Source organism: Neptunomonas antarctica, assembly GCF_001305295.1.
Taxonomy (GTDB): Bacteria; Pseudomonadota; Gammaproteobacteria; order Pseudomonadales; family Balneatricaceae; genus Neptunomonas; species Neptunomonas antarctica.
Window position 1 is genome coordinate 119,925 of the sequence record NZ_LJSI01000035.1, and the last position, 20,163, is coordinate 140,087.

The following is a 20,163-nucleotide window of genomic DNA, read 5'->3' on the forward strand; positions in this document are numbered from 1 at the left end:
CCGTTTAAGCGGAGCGTATCCCAAGCCGTCGAATTTCAATAGCAGGGCAGCGGTCCATCACCACATCTAACCCTGCCGCTACAGCACGCTGAGCTGCCGACTGATTAATCACACCCAGCTGCATCCAAACAGCGCGGGCGCCAATGCTAATTGCCTCATCCACAACCTCCCCCGCCGCTTCAGAGTTACGGAATATATCCACCAAATCAACTGACTCATTGATCTCATGTAGGGACGCTACAATCGTTTGATCCAGAATTGACTGGCCTGCCTTAATCGGATTAACAGGGATAACCTGATATCCCTGACTCAATAAAAAAGCCATCACCCGGTAACTGGCACGCTCTGGTTTGGGGCTGGCACCGACTAATGCAATAACCCGACTATTTTCAAGTATGCGCTTAACTGTTTCTATCTCATTGATACGGCTCTCATTCATATAAGGTTCAATCACAGAAAGCCTCCTTATCTCCACAGACAGGGCACGCAGGGTCTTGCTTTAGTTTAAGCGAACGCCATTCCATATGTTTTGCATCCAGCAGCAACAGACGGCCCGTGAGCGTAGTACCAATATCAGCCAGTACTTTGAGCGCTTCCAATGCCTGCATCGATCCAATGATACCGACCAGAGGCGAGAGCACGCCTGATTCAGAACAGGTCAGGGTTTCATCTTCTCCTTCTTTGTACAAACATTGGTAACAGGGACTCCCTTCAACGCCTGGCTGGAACACGGCAATCTGACCTTCCATACGAATGGCAGCACCCGACACTAAAGGTTTTTTATGGGCCACACATGCCCGGTTAACCGCAAAGCGCGTAGAAAAGTTATCGGTACAATCGAGCACCAGATCAACGTCAGCAACCAGCGCCTGTAATGTTTCTTCATCCAACCGCTCAGCCCGCGTCACGATCCTGATATCGGGATTAATGTCGCGTAACATCTGTGCCGCCGAATCGACTTTATTCATGCCGATACGTGCGGTGGTATGTACAATCTGACGCTGCAAGTTGGACAGGTCTACCTGATCATCGTCCACTAGCACTAATTCACCGATACCAGCGGCGGCCAGATAAAGTCCAACAGGACTCCCCAAGCCTCCTAATCCTAAAATAAGAACCTTAGCGCCTAACCAGCGCTCCTGACCATCAATATCCACATCCGTGAGCATAATCTGGCGACTGTAGCGCAGTAGTTGTTCATCAGTCAGCATTGCTATTTCTCCAACATCCTAACGTTACCCGGTCGTTTCCGGCATAATCCTGGTAGGTAACCACGTCGCTATAACCTTCTTCTGAGAAGAGAGACCTTACCGCTGTTGCCTGTTGATAACCGTGCTCGAACAATAACCAGCCGCCCTCCGCCAGATACTGACATGATGCGGTAATAATATGCCGGATATCAGATAAGCCATCCTCGCCAGCAACTAAAGCACTGAGCGGTTCAAAGCGAACATCACCTTGCTGCAGATGTTCATCTGCCTGATCAATATAAGGAGGATTACTAACAATCATATCAAAACGGCCTTCAAGCGGTTCCAGCCAACTGCCCTGCACGAACGTCACATGAGCTAAACCGAGTCTGGTTTGATTGCGCTTAGCGAGCTCAACAGCACCAATAATACGATCACAGCCCCAGACATCCCAGGCAGATCGCTCGCTCGCCAGCGCCAAGGCAATAGCACCGGTTCCCGTGCCTAAATCAGCCACGCGTAATGGGATATTCGGAAGGAGGTTTAATGCCGTTTCTACCAGCACTTCAGTGTCGGCGCGAGGAATCAGCGTATCCGCAGATACCTCAAGATCCAGCGTCCAGAATGCCTGCATTCCCAGAATGTAAGCGACCGGCTCACCTCTTTGGCGACGTTCGAGACATTGATAAAAGCGCTGTACTTTCGCTTCGGTTAGCTCTTTTTCAGGCCAGGTCATTAGGTAACTGGAGGGTTTTTCCAATACATGGCATAAAAACAGCTCGGTATCCAAGCGTGGCGAATCACTAACGTCCTCAAGCCTTTGCGCTAACTTCAGCACCTCAGCAATTCGCATACTCTACTCTCCGGTTATTCTGACAAAGCGCCTAACAGCTCTGCCTGATATTCATGCATCAGCGGATTAATCACTTCTTCGAGCTTGCCTTCCATGATCTCATCCAGCTTGTAAAGCGTCAGGTTAATGCGATGATCAGTCACTCGCCCCTGTGGATAATTATAGGTACGGATACGTTCCGATCGATCGCCACTACCCACCAGACTCTTACGGGTCGTTGCTTGTTCTGCCTCATGCTTTTCCAACTCGGCCGCTTGCAGCCGTGACGCCAGCAATGCCATCGCTTTTGCACGGTTCTTATGTTGCGAGCGTTCTTCCTGACACTCGACAACCACCCCCGTCGGTATATGCGTCAAACGGATAGCTGAGTCTGTTTTGTTGATATGCTGCCCACCCGCACCTGAGGCACGATAGGTATCAACCCGCAAGTCAGATTTGTTAATCTGGATTTTTTCAACATCATCCAGTTCCGGCATGACGGCCACGGTGCAAGCCGAAGTATGAATACGGCCCTGTGATTCAGTTTCAGGCACACGCTGTACGCGATGCGCACCTGATTCAAATTTCATACGCGAGTAGACATCCTGACCAACGATGCGGGCAACCAGCTCTTTATAGCCACCGTGGTCGCCTTCATTACTACTGACCACTTCAATACGCCAACCCTGCACTTCCGCAAACTTAGAGTACATTCTGAAAAGATTTCCCGAGAAAATAGCCGCTTCATCGCCACCGGTACCAGCACGAATCTCAAGAAAAACGTTACTACCATCATTAGGATCTTTAGGTAACAGATGCACCTGAAGCTCTTCTTCAAGCGTAACGATACGCGCCTGAGCATCCAACCACTCATCTTTGGCCATCTCACGCATATCCGGATCGCTGTCTTGCATCATCAGCTGCGCTTCGTCAACATCACTCACTGCCTGCTGATAAGCAGCATATGCCTGAACCACAGGTTCCAGTTCAGAATACTCTTTAGAATAATCCCGAAATTTGTTTTGATCTGAAATAACACCCGCATCACTTAACAGTGCGGACAATTCTTCAAAGCGATCTGCCAGCTTATCCAGCTTGGCTTGAATAGACTCTTTCATGTATCAATTTTCGTCCGAATCAGACAACTGGAAAAGTGTTTGCGCCATAGTAACGACGTCAGATTGACCTTCGGCGCTCGCTTTTCTAAGTTGAATTGTGGGGTGGTGAAGTACTTTATTAGTTAAACGTCGTGCCATCTGGGTAAGCACTTCTTCTGGATCTGTACCTTTTCTAAGCTGTTTCAAGGCGGCTTCAACCTCCTTATCCCTTAGCGACTCATAATGCCCACGTAACTGAGTGACAGTATCAACGGCATCTAATGAGCGTAACCGGCGCATAAAATCATGCGCTCCGACTTCTATAATAGCTTCAGCTTCTTTTGCTGCGCTCTGTCGACTGCGCTGGTTTTCTTCAATCACTTCACGCAAATCATCAACCGTATATAAATACACATCATCCAAATCAGCAACTTGCGGTTCAATATCCCGGGGGACGGCAATATCAACCATAAAAATAGGACGATGTTTGCGTTTTTTCAATGCATTTTCGACAGCACCTTTACCAAGAATAGGCAGCTGGCTCGCTGTTGAAGAAATAATAATATCTGCTCGGGCCAATGCATCAGGAATATCACCCAAGATGATAGCCTTACCATTGAACGTTTCAGCCAAGTGTAAAGCACGGCTTAATGTCCGGTTAGCCACGGTAATATCGCTTACACCCGCGTTTACCAAATGCTGAGCAACCAGTTCAATGGTCTCACCCGCACCAATCAACAGCGCGCGACTGTCTTTAAGATCAGAAAATATATGCTGTGCTAAATTAACGGCAGCGTACGCCACTGACACTGGGTTTTCACCGATAGCCGTATCCGTACGGACTTTTTTAGCAACGGAGAAGGTCTGTTGAAATAAGCGCCCTAACTCAGCCCCGACAAAACCACATTCCTGCGAGACTGAATACGCGGACTTAAGCTGCCCGAGAATCTGAGGCTCGCCCAACACTAATGAATCGAGCCCACTGGCGACGCGCATCATATGCTTCGCCGCTGACTCATCCCAATACGCATAGGAACAGGCTTCCAACTCACTTAACTCAAGGCCATGATACTCCCCAAGCCACTCAAGCACGGCGCGCGTCCCCGGCAGATCGGTGGAGCAGTAGAGCTCCGTACGGTTACAGGTTGACAGAATGGCAATTTCTTTTAGCTGTGCGAAACCATGGGCCTGCTTAAGAGCATCCCCTAATTTATCCGGACTAAATGCCACCCGTTCGCGAACGGAAACAGAAGCCGTTTTATGATTAATGCCTAAAGCGAGAAGAGACATGGAACGATTAACTACACCAAACGACTAAACAAGCGGGCAATGATACACCCGTTTAATGCAAAACATAAAACTACCAGAGATTGAAAGTGTATTAAATGGAACCTATTACGGCTGTATTACACTAATCTGAGTATGCTTTAGCGCTGACAAGCCCTATCAATATTCACTTATACTGGTAATAGTAGTGACATCAGTGGTAATAATAATGACAACTGCTCGCGTGACATCAACCTTGGATCGATCATATATTGTGCTAAAAAAATTACTTTGCTTGATTGTTAGTACAGGAATACTGACAGGATGTGCTACATCGTTGGTTTCCAAAGAAACAGTGGCTCTCGCTCCTGCATGGGATAGCACGTATGTGGCGGGCGAATTAAACGGGGAATCACTTTACGATCTGTTAATTGCAGAACTGGCAGGACATCAACAACAGTACGACGTATCTCTTGAGAAGTACCTCAAACAAGCAGAACTGACGGGCGACCCTGGCATTATCAGACGCGCAGCACGCATTGCTCAATTCACCGAAAACCCTGATGCCCTCGAGAAAGCGGCACGCATCTGGATTCAGTACGAACCGGCAAGCAACGAGCCTCAGGCATTACTGGCGGGACTTCTGATTCATAGAAAAGAGTTTAAAGCAGCGCTGCCTTTCGTTAAAAAAACGTTTTCTACGGAAAATCATCAAATATTAGCGTTATTGAATGCCAGCGCGGGAAAAATTCCACCTGATGCAACACAGATGTATCTGGAGATGCTAATTCAGCAACTAAAAATCTCACCTAGATACGCTGATCTTTGGTTAACCCGTGGGATTTTTGAACGCCATCAGGCCAATCCAGAAGCTGCACTAAAGAGCTTTTCAAAAGCAATCAGATTCAATCCTGATGCAGAAATAGCAGTGCTCCAAAAGGCAGATCTACTGAAAGAGATGGGGCGCTACAATGACGCTCTCAAAATAACGTCCTCCTGGCTTAAAAATAATCCTGAGAACAAACAATTAATACTTATCAAAATCCAAACGCTCTATAAAGCGGACAAGTCCAAAAGCGCCACACAGGAAAGTTATAAGCTCATCTCTGATTTCAGCGAAGACGACCAACTGCACCTGTATCTTGCGCTGCTTGCCCTGGACTTTAATCGCCTGGACGACAGCAAGGCAATGCTTCAAACGCTTCTTAAGCGCACCGGAGACAGCGCTTTGTATTTTTACTTAGGCCTGATAGCAGAACAGAGCAACCAACCAGAACAAGCTATAGAGCATTACCTACAGGTCAATAGCGGCAGCAATATATTGCAATCGTATACAAGATCGATCGCCTTATTGAACGGTGCAACCAACGAGCAGAGAATTGCCGGCATCCTGGACCAGGCGATAGTAGATCACCCGGAACTCGGCCCTGATCTGGTGAACCTGCATGCAGACTGGCTCAGAAGCTCAAACTTAACGCAGAGCGCTATTCGACGCATCAGCGAAGGACTAGCAACCTACCCTGATAACCTGCCGCTTCGTTATTCCCGGGCAATGCTGCGTCCACCTGAGGACTTTTCGCAGTCTGAAGAAGACTTTCGTTTCATTCTGAAAAAAGATCCTGATAACGCCATGGCGCTTAACGCTCTTGGCTACACATTATCTCTATATACCCAACGTTATGATGAGGCCTACGCGCTACTTAACAAAGCGATTCAGATAAAGCCAGAGGACCCGGCCATCATGGACTCTATAGGCTGGGTTTTATTTAAGTTACAACGGCATGAAGAAGCGCTGAATTTTTTGAAAAAAGCGTATGAAATTTATCCGGATGCAGAGGTCGGCAGCCATCTTATTAGTGTTTTAATCACTTTAAATAAAAGAGATAAAGCCCAGGAAATTTTCGCAGAAATATCTTCTAAATTTCCCGATAACCCACATGTAACGACTGCGCAAAACGTCATAAACGCTCAAAAATAAATCAACGGACAACCATGAAAAAGTTAATCCTGCTACTAACATTCTCGCTTATTATTTCAGGCTGTAGTCTTTCGCCATCAATAGAGAAACCTGCACCCATTATTGAGAGCTGGCAAGAACATCAAGCAAATGTGACTAAAATAGAGCGCTGGGTCGCCACCGGAAAAATAGGCATTCGTACCGCCGAGGACTCGCAATCAGCCGCGTTGACATGGAAGCAAGATCAACAAGCTTATGATATCAGCTTAAAAGGACCTCTCGGCCAAGGCGGAGCAACTATTAGTGGTGATCAGCATTACGCCACGCTGGAAATACCGGGAGAGCAACCTCTGGCAGCAGGTTCGCCAGAAGAGTTATTAGAACTACGATTAGGCTGGCAACTACCCGTAAAAGAGGCCCAGTTTTGGATCAAAGGTATCCCTTCGCCCAACTCACCTTATGAAACTGTACTTTCTGACAACCTCTTAGCCAAACTGACTCAGCAAGGCTGGGAAATTGAATATCAGAATTACATCGAAACAGATAGCACCACCCTGCCAGGAAAGCTAACGCTAACGAGAGAAGCGTTAAAGCTGACATTTATTATCAATAGCTGGCGAAAAATTGATTAAAAAGCATACCATTTTCAATTTAACTTGACCGTTACGGCTGTTTTTAAGAGAATAGCGCACTCTTTTTGAGGGGAATAGCCTTCAGAGAACATACTGGGGTGTCGCCAAGTGGTAAGGCACTGGATTCTGATTCCAGCATCCGTAGGTTCGAATCCTGCCACCCCAACCAATTGCAATGAAGAATTCCCACTCAATAATGAATTCCAACGACGAACAGTCCACAAAGGTGCTCACCATGTCTGAAATGATGGTTTTCACTGGCAATGCAAACCCGGCGCTCGCGCTTAAAGTTGTCGAACGTCTCGACATACCGATGGGTAAAGCACACGTTGCTCGTTTTAGCGATGGTGAAGTCAGTGTCGAAATTCAGGAAAACGTCCGCGGTAGAGATGTTTTTATTATCCAATCTACCTGCGCACCGACCAATGACAACCTCATGGAATTGATTGTCCTGGCTGATGCCTTACGTCGCGCATCAGCTGCGCGTATTACCGCAGTTGTTCCTTATTTTGGCTACGCCCGACAGGATCGTCGTCCACGTTCTGCACGTGTTGCCATCACCGCCAAAGTGGTTGCCGATATGATGACAACGATTGGCGTCGATCGCGTTTTAACGGTTGACCTACACGCTGACCAGATACAGGGGTTTTTCTCCGTACCGGTAGACAACGTATACGGTTCCCCCGTACTGCTTGATGACATCATTGATCAGCATTACGAAAACCCGATGGTTGTTTCTCCCGATGTTGGCGGCGTAGTACGTGCCCGCGCTGTAGCAAAACAACTTGATTGTGACCTGGCGATTATCGACAAACGTCGTGAACGCGCCAACGAAGCACAAGTCATGAATATTATCGGTGATGTTAAAAACCGCACCTGTATTCTGGTTGATGACATGTGTGACACGGCTGGCACTTTGTGCAAAGCGGCACAAGCATTGAAAGAAAATGGCGCTGCACGTGTCGTTGCTTACGCCACTCACGCTGTACTGTCTGGCCCGGCAATCAACAACATTAATAATTCTATGCTGGATGAACTGGTGGTTACTGACACCATTCCTCTGACTAAAGACGCGCAGAACTGCACTAAGATTCGCCAGCTAACACTGGCACCTTTGCTAGCTGAAGCTGTTCGACGTGTCTGCAATGAAGAATCAATCAGTGCCATGTTCCGTTAATAGCGAAACCGTTAATAACTAAGCTTTTATTAACGAAACTGCTCATACGAAACACGGCCTGAAAGAAGCCCGCTACCGGGCAACACGAAGCTCTATAAAGAGCTATTTAAAATCACTTCAAAACCTTGGTCGCGTGGTTTTGGGGATTTTTACTAAATAGGTAATAAAATGTCTAAATTTGTAGTTGAAGCTATTGCTCGTGATGATCAGGGGAAAGGTGCGAGCCGCCGCCTGCGTCTCACAGGCCTGGTACCTGGTGTGGTTTACGGTGGTGAAACACCTGTTTCCATTTCTATGGTTAACAAAGATCTGGCCAAATTGATCACTGATGACTCTTTTTTCTCTTCTATCCTTACCCTTAAAATTGACGGTAAAGAAGAATTGGTTATCATCAAAGATTTACAGCGTCACCCTGCTAAGCCAGCGATTCTGCATGTTGATTTCCAGCGCGTTATCGAAACAAGCAAAATTAAAATCATCGTTCCTCTTCACTTTGCAAACTTTGAGCAATCAACAGCTTCTAAAGAATCTGGTAAATTTGCAGTTGAAAGCAACTCTGTTGAGATTCTATGTTTGCCAGCCAGCCTGCCTGAAACACTGACTGTTGACATGTCTGAAGTTGAAGGTGGCCAGACGCTTCATATGTCTGATATTGTGCTGCCAGAAGGCATTGAAATTGTTGCTCTGCGTCGCGGTGAAAAGCATAATCAAAGTATCGGTTATGTCTATTCTCCACGTAGCGCTAAATAAGCAGAAAAACGTTTTAGGACGCTAGTTCCGACATGAAAGACCCGATTCAGCTCATTGTCGGCCTGGGAAATCCAGGCAATCAATACGCTAAGACCCGTCATAATGTCGGGGCAGAGTTTGTCGAGCAGCTTGCTGCTCGACAACTCATTTCCCTGCAACCCGATCGAAAATTTTTCGGGTTATATGGCAAAACCAGTTTGAACAACCAGACTGTACATTTACTGATACCGACAACATTCATGAATTTGAGCGGCCAATCAGTAGCAGCACTTTCCAACTTCTATAAAATTCCTCCAGAAAGCATTCTTGTTGTTCATGATGAACTCGATCTACCTCCCGGCATTGCGCGCTTAAAAAAAGGCGGCGGACATGGCGGACACAACGGCCTGCGAGACATTATCAGCAAGCTGGGGAATAATAAGAATTTTTATAGACTACGCCTCGGCATCGGGCATCCGGGCCATGCAAGCGTAGTCGCTGACTATGTATTAAGTAAAGCCTCCGCCAGCGATCGAGACAAAACCCAGACAGCCATTGAAGAAGCCATCCACTATCTTCCTGATGCAGTCTGTGGCGAGTGGGCCAAAGCAATGAATAAACTCCACAGCTTTAAAGGCTAACGAAAGGTAATAAATTATGGGTTTTAAATGCGGAATCGTTGGCCTGCCAAACGTAGGCAAATCAACACTTTTTAACGCACTCACCAAAGCAGGCATAGATGCAGCTAACTTCCCTTTCTGCACAATAGAACCCAATTCGGGTGTTGTTCCTATGCCAGACACTCGTCTTGACCATCTCGCAGAGATCGTTAAGCCCGAACGAATCCTGCCGACAACAATGGACTTCGTGGATATTGCAGGCTTAGTGGCAGGTGCGTCAAAAGGCGAAGGACTCGGTAATAAATTTCTTGCCAACATCCGTGAAACCGATGCGATTGCACACGTGGTACGCTGCTTTGATAATGACAATGTCATACATGTTGCCAACAAGATCGATCCTATTGCTGATATTGAAATCATCAATATGGAACTGGCATTAGCCGATCTGGATTCTGTCGAGAAGCAATTATTTAAAGTCCAGAAACAAGCCAAGGGCGGCGACAAAGACTCTATTAAGGCTAAAGAACTACTGGAACGCCTTAAACCTCATCTCGAAGAAGGTCTTTCTGCACGCGAACTTGACTTTAGCCCTGAAGAACTAAAAATAATCAAAGCCTTCCATTTGATCAGCATCAAACCCATGATGTATATCGCCAATGTGGATGAAGATGGTTTTGAAGACAATCCTCATCTGAACAAGGTCATCGAATTCGCTACCGCTGAAGGCGCTCAGGTTGTTGCTATCTGCAATAAACTCGAAGCTGAAATTGCTGAACTCGATGACGATGAGAAAAACGAGTTCCTGCAAGATATCGGCATGGAAGAACCAGGGCTAGATCGCCTGATACGCGCCGGGTATGAGCTACTAGGCCTCCAAACCTACTTCACGGCGGGCGTCAAAGAAGTGCGTGCCTGGACCATCCCTATCGGCGCAACAGCGCCTCAGGCGGCGGGTGTGATTCATACTGACTTTGAAAAAGGCTTTATTCGCGCAGAAGTTATCCGCTATGAAGACTTCATCCAGTTCAAAGGCGAACAAGGTGCAAAAGACGCTGGAAAGTGGCGCCTCGAAGGTAAAGACTACGTACTGAGCGATGGCGACGTAGTACACTTTCGATTTAACGTATAGCAGCACATTATATGACAGACATCAAAGCCGGCTTTATTGCCGGCTTTTTCATATAAATCAACGCTATTTTAATTTTTAAGCTTTTACCTGTTGACACAATTTTAAAAAAAGAGAATAATGCGCGCCACGAATGACTACGGCGATGTAGCTCAGTTGGTTAGAGCAACGCATTCATAATGCGTGGGTCGCAGGTTCAAATCCCGCCATCGCCACCATTCGTAGAGATAGGGGTATAGCCAAGCGGTAAGGCAACGGGTTTTGATCCCGTCATGCGTAGGTTCAAATCCTGCTACCCCTACCATCTCTTTTGAATTCTTAATTTTGTACAATTGAGCAATTCACATCCTTCTACAGGGGTATCGCCAAGCGGTAAGGCACTGGATTCTGATTCCAGCATGCGTAGGTTCAAATCCTGCTACCCCTACCAACTCCCTCCTTTTTTCTGACAAACCCCCACAAAGCAGCTAGACTTTAAATAATTGTTTTATCGCATCACCGGCTTTTGCTGATAAGGGATTTTTTAAATGAAGGAAGCGATAACCACTTCAGACGCACTTTTACAGCGCCTATCCAATCAACGCCGTCAAAGACTCCGCAAAAATGTATACATACTTTTTTTAGGTCTACGAGCAGAAGAATCAGGCCCCATTATTTCTTTATTGCGTGGCGCCAGATTTGCACCTCGCGGTAGACAACTCAACACTGAAAGTGAGTTTTCAGAAGCCCTCAGCGAACGCTCCTGGGATGTGATCATCTGCGCATCCGAACATGAAGACTTCGCCATTAAACAGGCTATGCATCACTTAAAGCGCCTCGACAAAGACATTCCTGTTATTCAATTAGTACCTCACGCAAACAGCCACATTTTACTACAGGGCTTCAAAGCCAATATGCAGGCTGTTGTTCCTGTGGAGGAAAAAGAACTACTGCTGGCCACTATTCGCCGAGAGCTTGAGCATCTTGAGAATCGCAGACGCATGCGACAAGCGGAGTCGCTGTTAACAGAAGCAGAAAAGCGGGGCCACTTGCTAATGGAGTGCTCAACACTCGCTATTGCCTACTTTGATGCGGAACGCTTGCTACTGGCTAATAACGCCTTTGCTATGCTCTTTGGTTATGACGACGCTGAAAAGCTGGAAGGCAAATCAATTGACCAATTTGTCACCCAACAAGACACGAACGAACTCTACGAGCAGGTTCGCCACTTCGCTGAAAAAAACCTGACAGAGCTGATTTTTCAGCTAACAGGTCGTCGCGCAGACGACTCCAACTTTAAAGCCCAGATTGAACTTAAAGAGACACGCATAAACAGAAAATCCTGCGTACAAGTCATTGTGCGGCCGGGAAATCAACATCAAACGAAAAACTCATTTACTGAACACGACCCTATTACCGGGCTGTATAACTCAGAACTTTTACAACGTCGACTAGACGCAACGATCCAAGCAGCCCTGCCTGGAGGGAATGACTGTCATCTCTTTTACCTCAGCCTGAACAACTTTACACAGATTCGTTCTGAATATGGCAATGATAGTTGTGACCATATAGTACGAGATTTAACGGACATTCTGAAAGCACAGATAAATCCGGTACACACCAAGGGCAGACTCTCCGATGACTGCTTTGCAGTTATTTTTCAAGACCCACGTCCAGAGATGGCTGTTAGCGTTGCTGAGGACCTCTGTAAAGCGATTACGAAGCATACGTCGACTGTGAACAGTCTACATATCAACATCACCTGCTCTATCGGTATTACTACTATCACAGATACATCACCAGGAACGCCTGAGCTGATAGCGCGTGCGAAAACAGCCGCAGATACTGTTCGATCCAAACATAAAGATGGCGTCTTATTTTATACGCCTGACAGCCCCCCTTCTGAGCAGGCTGATAGCGAAGCACTTCAATCTCTGAGGAGCGCAATAGAACAACAACAATTCAAATTATTATTTCAACCGATCGTTCCATTGTCTTACAACAGTACAATCAACCACTATGAGGCGCTACTAAGACTCCTGGACGCCAATAGAAAGGAGCTCCTTCCGTCTCTATTTTTAGAGACTATGGAATCTGCAGAGTTGGGCGTTATCATGGATCGCTGGGTTATTCTTGACAGTATTCGCCACCTGCACGATGAGCTTAAAAAAAGCTGCAAACATCGGCTGTTTATCAGTGTAACCAAACAAACATGGAGGGATCCGGACATCCTTTCTTTGCTCTCTGAGCAATTAAGAAAATTCCGTATACCCGCCGATCATCTGGTATTCCAGATCAGCGAAAGCGACTGCGCCAGCAACCTTGCAGATGCCCGGGCATTTGCTGAAGGCCTGAAAAAACTACATTGCCTGATTTGTATCAAACATTACGGCTGCTCAAATAACGCCAACCACATCCTTCGTAAAATAGGCGCTGACTACGTAAAATTGGATGGATCTTTTGTTCAGGAACTAGGCAGCGCGCACGCGCTGGATGTTTCGTTTGAAGAGATGGCTGAAGAATTAAAATCACAAGGCAAAATAACCATCGCTCCTCTGGTCGAAGACACGAAAGTCATGAGCCGTTTATGGAAATCGGGGATTGGACTGATACAAGGCTATTATCTACAGCCGCCCAGAGAAAAAATGGATTACGATTTTTTCGACAACCAATAAAAATGCCAGCCAGGGAGACCTGGCTGGCATTTTTATCTAATTCTTTTTATCCAATTTGCCCATCTGACACAAATGCATATTTTTAAAGGATAGAGTCCCTATCTCTAAAGCCGATAAGATACAGGATACCGTCAAGCCCTAATGTCGATATAGCTTGCTTAGCGCTCTGTCGCACCAAAGGCTTGGCTCTGAAGGCAATCCCTAATCCGGCAATAGATAACATCGGCAAATCGTTCGCGCCGTCACCCACTGCTATGGTTTGCTCAAGACGCACTCCTTCACGTTCCGCTATTTCTCTAAGCAGCTCAGCCTTACGATTACCATTAACAATATCGCCTACCACTTCACCCGTGACAACACCCTCGCAGATGTCTAGCTGATTTGCATACACATAATCAAAGCCCAGCTGTTTCTGTAATTTTTCAGCGAAATAGGTAAAGCCTCCAGAGAGAATTGCCGTTTTAAAACCTAATGCTTTCAGATTAGACACCAGATTCTCTGCTCCTTCGGTCAAGGGTAAACGCTGCGCAACCGATTCCAGAACACTGGCATCCAGTCCTTTCAGCAATGCCACCCGACGCCGGAAGCTTTCGTTAAAATCCAGTTCTCCGCGCATGGCCGCTTCGGTAATGGCCGCCACTTGCTCACCAACGCCCGCTTCTTTGGCTAACTCATCTATTACTTCAGCCTCAATCAACGTGGAATCCATATCAAAGACCACCAGGCGCCGTGTTCTCCGGAAAATATTATCTTCCTGGAAGGCAATATCAACATCAAGATCGTTGGCGGCACGCAGAAACTCTTCCTGTAACAGGGAAGTATCAGCAAAAGCGCCTCGTACCGAAAACTCGACACACGCTTTTGTATGCGGCTGGATCTCCTCTTGTAAAGACAACCTTCCGGACAAGCGCGTAATCTTATCAATATTCAAATCATGGCGTGCTGCGATCTCAGCCACCGCCGCAATATGCTCAGCGGTAATTTTACGCGCCAGCAAGGTAATAATATGGCGTGGTTTTCCCTGACCCGCGACCCACTGCTCGTATTCATCTTCACCAATGGGCTGAAAACGAACTTTCATATCCATGGCATGTGTTTTAAACAACAAATCACGCAATATAGGTGATGACTCAGAGACCTGAGGCACTTCTATCAGGATACCCAGCGACAGGGTGTTATGAATAACAGCTTGGCCAATATCCAGGATATTGACCTGAAAGCCAGCCAGAATTGACGTTATAGTCGACGTCACTCCCGGTTTATCTTCACCGGAGATGGTCAGCAGGATAATCTCTTTCATCAGGTTTTTCCGTTCAGTTGAGCTTAGCTAACTATCATTGCAATTGATGTTAGGCGGATGATCGCAAAGGATATCCGCCTGTCATCACTCTCTTACTTTGGCTTATTCGCTGCGGCAGGATTTTTACTCTTTCTGCGACGCTTCTTAGCTTTTTTGCTTTTACCATCAGCACCCTTTGAAACAGCGGCTACCTCTCTTTCAGCAGCAGATAGCGGCGCTTTCTTATGCACCGAACCCTGATGCCCGGCTTGCGCTTTCGACTGACCACGGCCTTTACGTGCCCTGGGCTTAGCATCGGTACGCTCAGCAGCACCTTTTTCGACACCCGCACCAATCTTTCCCTCTGCCAGCAACTGACGTTGGCTGACTTTCGCTTTAACTTCACGACCGCTACTCAGCACCTCAACCAGCTCGAAATCAATTTTACGATCATCAAGATCTACTCGGGCTACCCGCACACTTAAACGATCACCAAGCTTGAAAACCTTACGGGTACGCTCTCCTACAAGGCGCTGTTTAGCAGCATCAAAGTGGTAGTAGTCACTCGGCAAACCGGTAATATGAAGCAGCCCTTCAATAAAGACCGATTCCAATTCAATAAACAGCCCAAAACCAGTGACTGCCGCTACGACACCATCGTAGTCATGCCCAACCTGATCCTGCATAAATTCGCATTTCAGCCAGGCCACAACATCACGCGTGGCATCATCTGCGCGTCTCTCAGTCATGGAACAATGCTCACCTAGCTGCAACACTTGCTCGATGGTATAGCGGTAACTAAAATCAGGATTAAGTGTAAAGCCTTCTGGGCGACGAATCGTAGACGCCTGCGAATCCGAATGAATCAAGGAACGGATAGCGCGATGCACCAAAAGATCCGGGTAACGTCGAATAGGTGATGTGAAATGTGTATACGCCGGATAGGCCAGCCCAAAATGCCCGTGATTTTCCGGGCTGTAGACGGCCTGAGACATTGAGCGAAGCATCATCGTTTGTATCACATGGCGATCAGGACGATCCTCGATCCATTCAGCCAACTGTTGATAATCTGATGGCTCTGGCTCATCACCACCTCCAAGATTAAGCCCAAGCTCACCCAAATAAGCCCTCAGGCTTTCTAAACGCCCGACCTTCGGACCATCATGAACACGATAGAGCGTCGGAATATCAGCACTGCTAAGAAAGCGAGCGGTCGCCACATTGGCACACAACATACATTCTTCAATTAGCTTATGTGCATCGTTACGTACCACGGGTACAATTTGATCAATTTTTCTATTTTCACCAAAAATGATACGGCTTTCTGTTGTATCAAAATCGATTGCCCCCCTCTTTTCCCGTGAGCTTCTTAGCGCAAAATAGAGGGAATATAAATGTTCCAAATGAGCAACCACATGTGAGTACTCACTTCGCAGGGCAACGCCGTCATCCGAAACAGGCTTCATCAACATCGCACCCACTTTGGTGTATGTCAGACGTGCCTGTGAGTTAATGATCGCCTCGAAAAACTGATAACCGGATAGCTCTCCGGCAGCACTGACTGTCATTTCACAGACCATCGCCAAGCGGTCAGTATTGGGGTTCAGCGAGCACAAGCCATTCGACAACAGTTCTGGCAACATAGGCACCACAAACTCAGGAAAGTAAACCGAGTTACCGCGCTTATGCGCTTCTTGGTCAAGCGGTGTTCCAGCCCTTACGTACCAGGACACATCGGCAATCGCGACCCACAAACGCCAGCCACCACCGGCTTGCTCTTCCGCATACACAGCATCATCGAAATCTCTGGCATCTTCACCATCGATGGTAACAAAAGGCAGGTGCCGTAAATCAATACGATTAAGCTTCGCTGACTCTTCTACTTCAGGCGTTAAATCGCCAATCTGCTCATGAACAGCAGCCGGCCATTCATCAGGAATATCGTAATTATAAATGGCGACCTTAATCTCCATACCTGCCGCCATGTGATCGCCAAGTACTTCGATGACCCGCCCCTGCGGCATATTACGTTTACCGGGTTGCTGAGTGAGTTCGACGACAACCAACTGATCATCTTCGTACACTAAGGTATTTTCCGGATCAGCAATGACCATCACCTGCTGGGTAATACGCTGATTCTCCGGACGCAGATGACCGAACCCTGCAGCACCCTTAAAACGACCCACCAGCTTGTGAGTACAGTGCTCCAGCACCTCAACAATTTTACCTTCACGACGTCCTTTGCGGTCTAATCCGATCTCTTGTACGATCACTCGATCGCCATCAAAAACCTGACGCATCTGACGTGGGCTGATAAACAAATCATTACCCTCTTCATCAGGTTTTACGAAACCGAAGCCATCACGATGGCCGATCACTCGTCCTGAAATCAGATCCATTTTCTTGATCAGGCCAAACTCATTCTTGCGGTTACTCATCAACTGACCATCGCGACACATCGCTTTAAGTCGACGCGATAACGCCTCTACCGAATCTTCATCAGCAACCTTTAACTCTGTACACAGCTGCCCATGACTGATTGGAGCCCCCCAACTATGCAGAAAATCAAGAATATATTCGCGGCTCGGCACCGGGTTCTGATATTTATCAGCTTCGCGCTGAGCTTCTGGGTCGTTCTGGGTCCAATCTTTACTCATGAGTATTTCCCCTCCAAGAGAACATCTATATTTTTACAGTATGGCGTATAAACAAATAAGCCGGCAAGATGCCGGCCTATTTTTGGTCGCATTAAGGAAGGTTGTCGATCGCTTCCTGATCTTCTTTAGGCGGGGGTATTAAATCTTCTTTACAGATGCCCATCATAATCAGAGCATTGGCTGCCACATAGATAGATGAATAAGTACCCACAGTCACACCTACCAAGAGCGCTATCGCAAAACCATGGATCATTTCGCCACCAAAAACAGCCAGCGCCACGAGGACTAATAACGTCGTGAGGGAGGTCATCAAGGTTCGGCTTAATGTTTGGCTTAGCGATATATTCATTATTTCCATAGGCAATTCATGACGTAACTTTCTAAAGTTTTCACGAATCCTGTCCGCCACCACGATAGTATCGTTCAACGAATAACCAATCACCGCCAGTATTGCGGCCAACACCGTCAGATCAAACTCGAACTGAAACAATGAGAAGAAGCCCACAACAATCAAAACATCGTGTATTAGTGCAACAACAGCACCAACCGAGAATTTCAACTGAAAGCGAAATGCTACGTACAGCATAATCATAAAGAGAGCCAGTAACAGGCCAAGACCGCCCTGCTCACGCAGTTCGTCACCTACCTGAGCCCCCACAAATTCGTTACGACGCAGTTCAATATTCTGCGTTTCACCTTGCTGCAACGCCGCCAGCACTTTATCACCCAACTTCGGATCATGAGCAGATCCAAGACGAATCATAATGTCATTTGAAGAACCAAAGGTTTGAACGGTGGCACCTTCAAAACCTGCACTTTGCAGCTGCAGACGAATATTATTAAGATCAGCCTCTTTCTCATAGCCAACTTCAACCAGACTGCCGCCGGTGAAATCAAGCCCAAAATTCAGGCCACGAACCGCGAGCGAACCGATCGACACTAACAATAAAATTATTGAAAATATCGTAGCCAACTTTCGCAAGCCCATGAAGTTGTAAGTTTTTACTTGATTAGACATCTTCATGTACCTCAGATGGACAGCGATTTAAGCTTACGGCCGCCATAGGTTAAATTAACCAACGCCCGCGTGACCAGAATCGCGGTAAACATTGACGTCAGAATACCGACCGATAATGTGATCGCAAACCCTTTCACCGGCCCCGTACCCATCGCAAACAAAATAACAGCGGCGATAAGCGTCGTAATATTGGCATCAAGAATGGTAGTAAAGGCTCGATCAAAGCCTGCACTAATAGCAGACTGCGGCGGAAGACCGTTTTTCAACTCTTCCTTAATACGCGCAAAGATCAACACGTTGGCATCTACCGCCATACCCACCGTCAGAACGATACCCGCAATGCCGGGCAAGGTTAACGTGGCCGACAGTAATGACATGACCGCCACCAGTAGCACTAAATTGACACACAGCGCGATATTGGCCAGCAATCCAAAGGTTCGATAAACCACCAGCATAAAGATCAGCACCAGCGCAAAACCGATTTGAACCGAGGTAACCCCCTGTTGAATATTTTCTGCACCGAGACTAGGCCCGACTGTGCGCTCTTCCACAAAATAGACAGGCGCAGCTAGCGCACCCGCTCGCAGTAAAAGAGCCAGCTCGGAGGATTCCCCCGCACCATCTAAACCGGTAATACGGAACTGATTACCCAGCACTGACTGAATAGTCGCCAGCGAGATGATTTTTTTCTCAATATAAGGAATACGTCGCTCGACCTGCACACCATCAACCGTTTCAACCAGAGTACGCGCCTTGTACTCAACAAACAGCACGGCCATACGGCGCTTAATCGCATTACGGGTGGTGCGCCCCATCAACTGGCCGCCTTTATTATCCAGCGTAATGGACACCTGTGGCTGACCATTTTCGTCAAACGTGGACTGCGCATTAGAAACGCTGGAGCCCGTGATGATGATATCTTTTTCCAACACGCCTTTACGGCCAGGCTCATTGCGGAATTCGTAGGTTTCGGTCAATCCGCGACTATCATCGGGTTTCGCTTCTAAGCGAAATTCCAGATTAGCCGTTTTACCGATAATACGTTTAGCGGCCGCCGTATCCTGCACACCAGGTAGCTGCACAACAATACGATTACGCCCCTGACGCTGCACCAAAGGCTCAGCCACACCCAACTCGTTGACACGATTACGCAGGGTCGTCAGATTCTGTTTGATGGCATAATCTTCAATCGCGCGGGTTGTCCTTTCGGTCAGCGTAATCGTTAGAAAATTAGCGTTTTCAACATCATCTGTCTGAAAAACAAATTCATTATAGTCTTTACGCAGTAGCACAGCGGCGCTATCACGTGTTGCCGCATCGGCAAATTTAACAGCCAGACTTCCGTCTTCACGGTGATCCACCGAACGATAGCGTAACTTATCTTCACGCAGCTTAACTTTAATTTCAGAAACATAGACATCAAGACGCTGAGCTACCGCCGTTGCCATGTCAACTTCCAATAAGAAGTGCACACCGCCACGCAGATCCAACCCTAGTTTCATAGGGCCTGCGCCGATATTCTCGAGCCATTCAGGCGTTGTCGGCGCAAGATTCAACGCAACAATATAATTTTCGCCCAGTACAGTACTGATAACCTTTTTAGCCCGTAATTGCGTTTCGCCATCGGCAAAACGAATCAGGCCACTTTTATCCACCAGCTCAGCCGCCTTAAAAGACAAGCCTTCGCGTGTTAGTGCAGAGGTCACTTTATCCATCAGAGGTTGATCTACCTGATGAATGTCACGATTCCCTGACAGCTGCACAGCATAATCTTCAGGATACAGATTGGGCGATGCGTATAAAGCACCAATCAGCAATATAAAGATGATAAGTAGATTTTTCCACAGAGGGTAGCGGTTGAGCATGGTGCCCGTTCCTTTATACAAACGAAAACGCCACTAGAAGAGTGGCGTTTCAGACAAACATAAG

At 47.1% G+C, this 20,163-nt stretch carries 16 protein-coding genes and 4 tRNA genes; 11 read left to right on the forward strand and 9 right to left on the reverse strand.

Going from position 1 to position 20,163, the window contains the following annotated elements; translation table 11 throughout:
• Positions 1-4: 4 nt before the first annotated feature.
• The 5 genes from Nant_RS08355 to hemA are packed head-to-tail and all read right to left on the reverse strand — an operon-like array spanning position 5 to position 4,409.
• Positions 5-454, reverse strand: coding sequence for a CoA-binding protein (locus Nant_RS08355; protein ID WP_425319953.1), 450 nt, complete (start codon positions 452-454; stop codon positions 5-7).
• The gene (locus Nant_RS08360; RefSeq protein ID WP_054341185.1) at positions 447-1,211 is read right to left on the reverse strand and encodes a HesA/MoeB/ThiF family protein; all 765 of its coding nucleotides are present in this window, start codon (positions 1,209-1,211) and stop codon (positions 447-449) included. Before Nant_RS08360 ends, Nant_RS08355 begins: the two co-directional genes overlap by 8 nt.
• A complete protein-coding gene (gene prmC, locus Nant_RS08365; protein ID WP_054341186.1) occupies positions 1,201-2,043 on the reverse strand; it encodes a peptide chain release factor N(5)-glutamine methyltransferase in 843 nt (280 codons plus the stop codon). Before prmC ends, Nant_RS08360 begins: the two co-directional genes overlap by 11 nt.
• Positions 2,044-2,057: 14 nt before the next feature.
• Positions 2,058-3,140, reverse strand: coding sequence for a peptide chain release factor 1 (gene prfA / locus Nant_RS08370; RefSeq protein WP_054341187.1), 1,083 nt, complete (start codon positions 3,138-3,140; stop codon positions 2,058-2,060).
• A gap of 3 nt (positions 3,141-3,143) precedes the next feature.
• Positions 3,144-4,409, reverse strand: coding sequence for a glutamyl-tRNA reductase (gene hemA / locus Nant_RS08375; RefSeq protein ID WP_054341188.1), 1,266 nt, complete (start codon positions 4,407-4,409; stop codon positions 3,144-3,146).
• A 205-nt stretch (positions 4,410-4,614) separates the two neighbouring features.
• On the opposite strand from hemA, the gene Nant_RS08380 reads away from it, so the two are divergent.
• From Nant_RS08380 to Nant_RS08430, 11 genes are all read left to right on the forward strand, one after another.
• On the forward strand, positions 4,615-6,363 hold the full coding sequence (locus Nant_RS08380; RefSeq protein ID WP_054341189.1) for a tetratricopeptide repeat protein: 1,749 nt from the start codon (positions 4,615-4,617) through the stop codon (positions 6,361-6,363).
• Positions 6,364-6,377: 14 nt separating this feature from the next.
• Positions 6,378-6,974 carry a lipoprotein insertase outer membrane protein LolB gene (lolB, locus tag Nant_RS08385; protein ID WP_054341190.1) on the forward strand — a complete coding sequence of 199 codons (597 nt, stop codon included), beginning with the start codon at positions 6,378-6,380 and terminating at the stop codon, positions 6,972-6,974.
• 94 nt (positions 6,975-7,068) lie between these two features.
• Positions 7,069-7,143 (forward strand) — tRNA-Gln (locus tag Nant_RS08390).
• Positions 7,144-7,209: 66 nt separating this feature from the next.
• The gene (locus tag Nant_RS08395) at positions 7,210-8,151 is read left to right on the forward strand and encodes a ribose-phosphate pyrophosphokinase (RefSeq protein WP_054341191.1); all 942 of its coding nucleotides are present in this window, start codon (positions 7,210-7,212) and stop codon (positions 8,149-8,151) included.
• A gap of 168 nt (positions 8,152-8,319) precedes the next feature.
• Positions 8,320-8,901 (forward strand): 50S ribosomal protein L25/general stress protein Ctc, encoded by a 582-nt coding sequence (locus Nant_RS08400; RefSeq protein WP_054341192.1) that lies wholly within the window; start codon positions 8,320-8,322, stop codon positions 8,899-8,901.
• A 32-nt stretch (positions 8,902-8,933) separates the two neighbouring features.
• On the forward strand, positions 8,934-9,521 hold the full coding sequence (gene pth / locus Nant_RS08405) for an aminoacyl-tRNA hydrolase (RefSeq protein ID WP_054341193.1): 588 nt from the start codon (positions 8,934-8,936) through the stop codon (positions 9,519-9,521).
• Between the two features lie 16 nt (positions 9,522-9,537).
• Positions 9,538-10,629, forward strand: coding sequence for a redox-regulated ATPase YchF (gene ychF / locus Nant_RS08410; protein ID WP_054341194.1), 1,092 nt, complete (start codon positions 9,538-9,540; stop codon positions 10,627-10,629).
• Positions 10,630-10,767: 138 nt separating this feature from the next.
• Positions 10,768-10,844 (forward strand) — tRNA-Met (locus Nant_RS08415).
• 11 nt (positions 10,845-10,855) lie between these two features.
• Positions 10,856-10,930, forward strand: a tRNA-Gln gene (locus Nant_RS08420).
• A gap of 51 nt (positions 10,931-10,981) precedes the next feature.
• Positions 10,982-11,056 (forward strand) — tRNA-Gln (locus tag Nant_RS08425).
• Positions 11,057-11,153: 97 nt separating this feature from the next.
• Positions 11,154-13,280, forward strand: a complete 2,127-nt coding sequence (locus Nant_RS08430; RefSeq protein ID WP_054341195.1) for an EAL domain-containing protein — start codon at positions 11,154-11,156, stop codon at positions 13,278-13,280.
• 82 nt (positions 13,281-13,362) lie between these two features.
• Here Nant_RS08430 and serB read toward each other — a convergent pair whose 3' ends face one another.
• The 4 genes from serB to secD all read right to left on the reverse strand — a co-directional run bounded on the left by serB (position 13,363) and on the right by secD (position 20,099).
• The gene (gene serB, locus Nant_RS08435) at positions 13,363-14,580 is read right to left on the reverse strand and encodes a phosphoserine phosphatase SerB (RefSeq protein WP_054341196.1); all 1,218 of its coding nucleotides are present in this window, start codon (positions 14,578-14,580) and stop codon (positions 13,363-13,365) included.
• A gap of 92 nt (positions 14,581-14,672) precedes the next feature.
• Positions 14,673-17,216, reverse strand: a complete 2,544-nt coding sequence (gene rnr, locus Nant_RS08440) for a ribonuclease R (protein WP_054341197.1) — start codon at positions 17,214-17,216, stop codon at positions 14,673-14,675.
• 91 nt (positions 17,217-17,307) lie between these two features.
• Entirely contained in the window at positions 17,308-18,234 is a 927-nt protein-coding gene (gene secF / locus Nant_RS08445) for a protein translocase subunit SecF (protein WP_054341198.1), read from the reverse strand.
• A gap of 11 nt (positions 18,235-18,245) precedes the next feature.
• Positions 18,246-20,099 carry a protein translocase subunit SecD gene (gene secD, locus Nant_RS08450; protein ID WP_054341199.1) on the reverse strand — a complete coding sequence of 618 codons (1,854 nt, stop codon included), beginning with the start codon at positions 20,097-20,099 and terminating at the stop codon, positions 18,246-18,248.
• Positions 20,100-20,163: the final 64 nt, after the last annotated feature.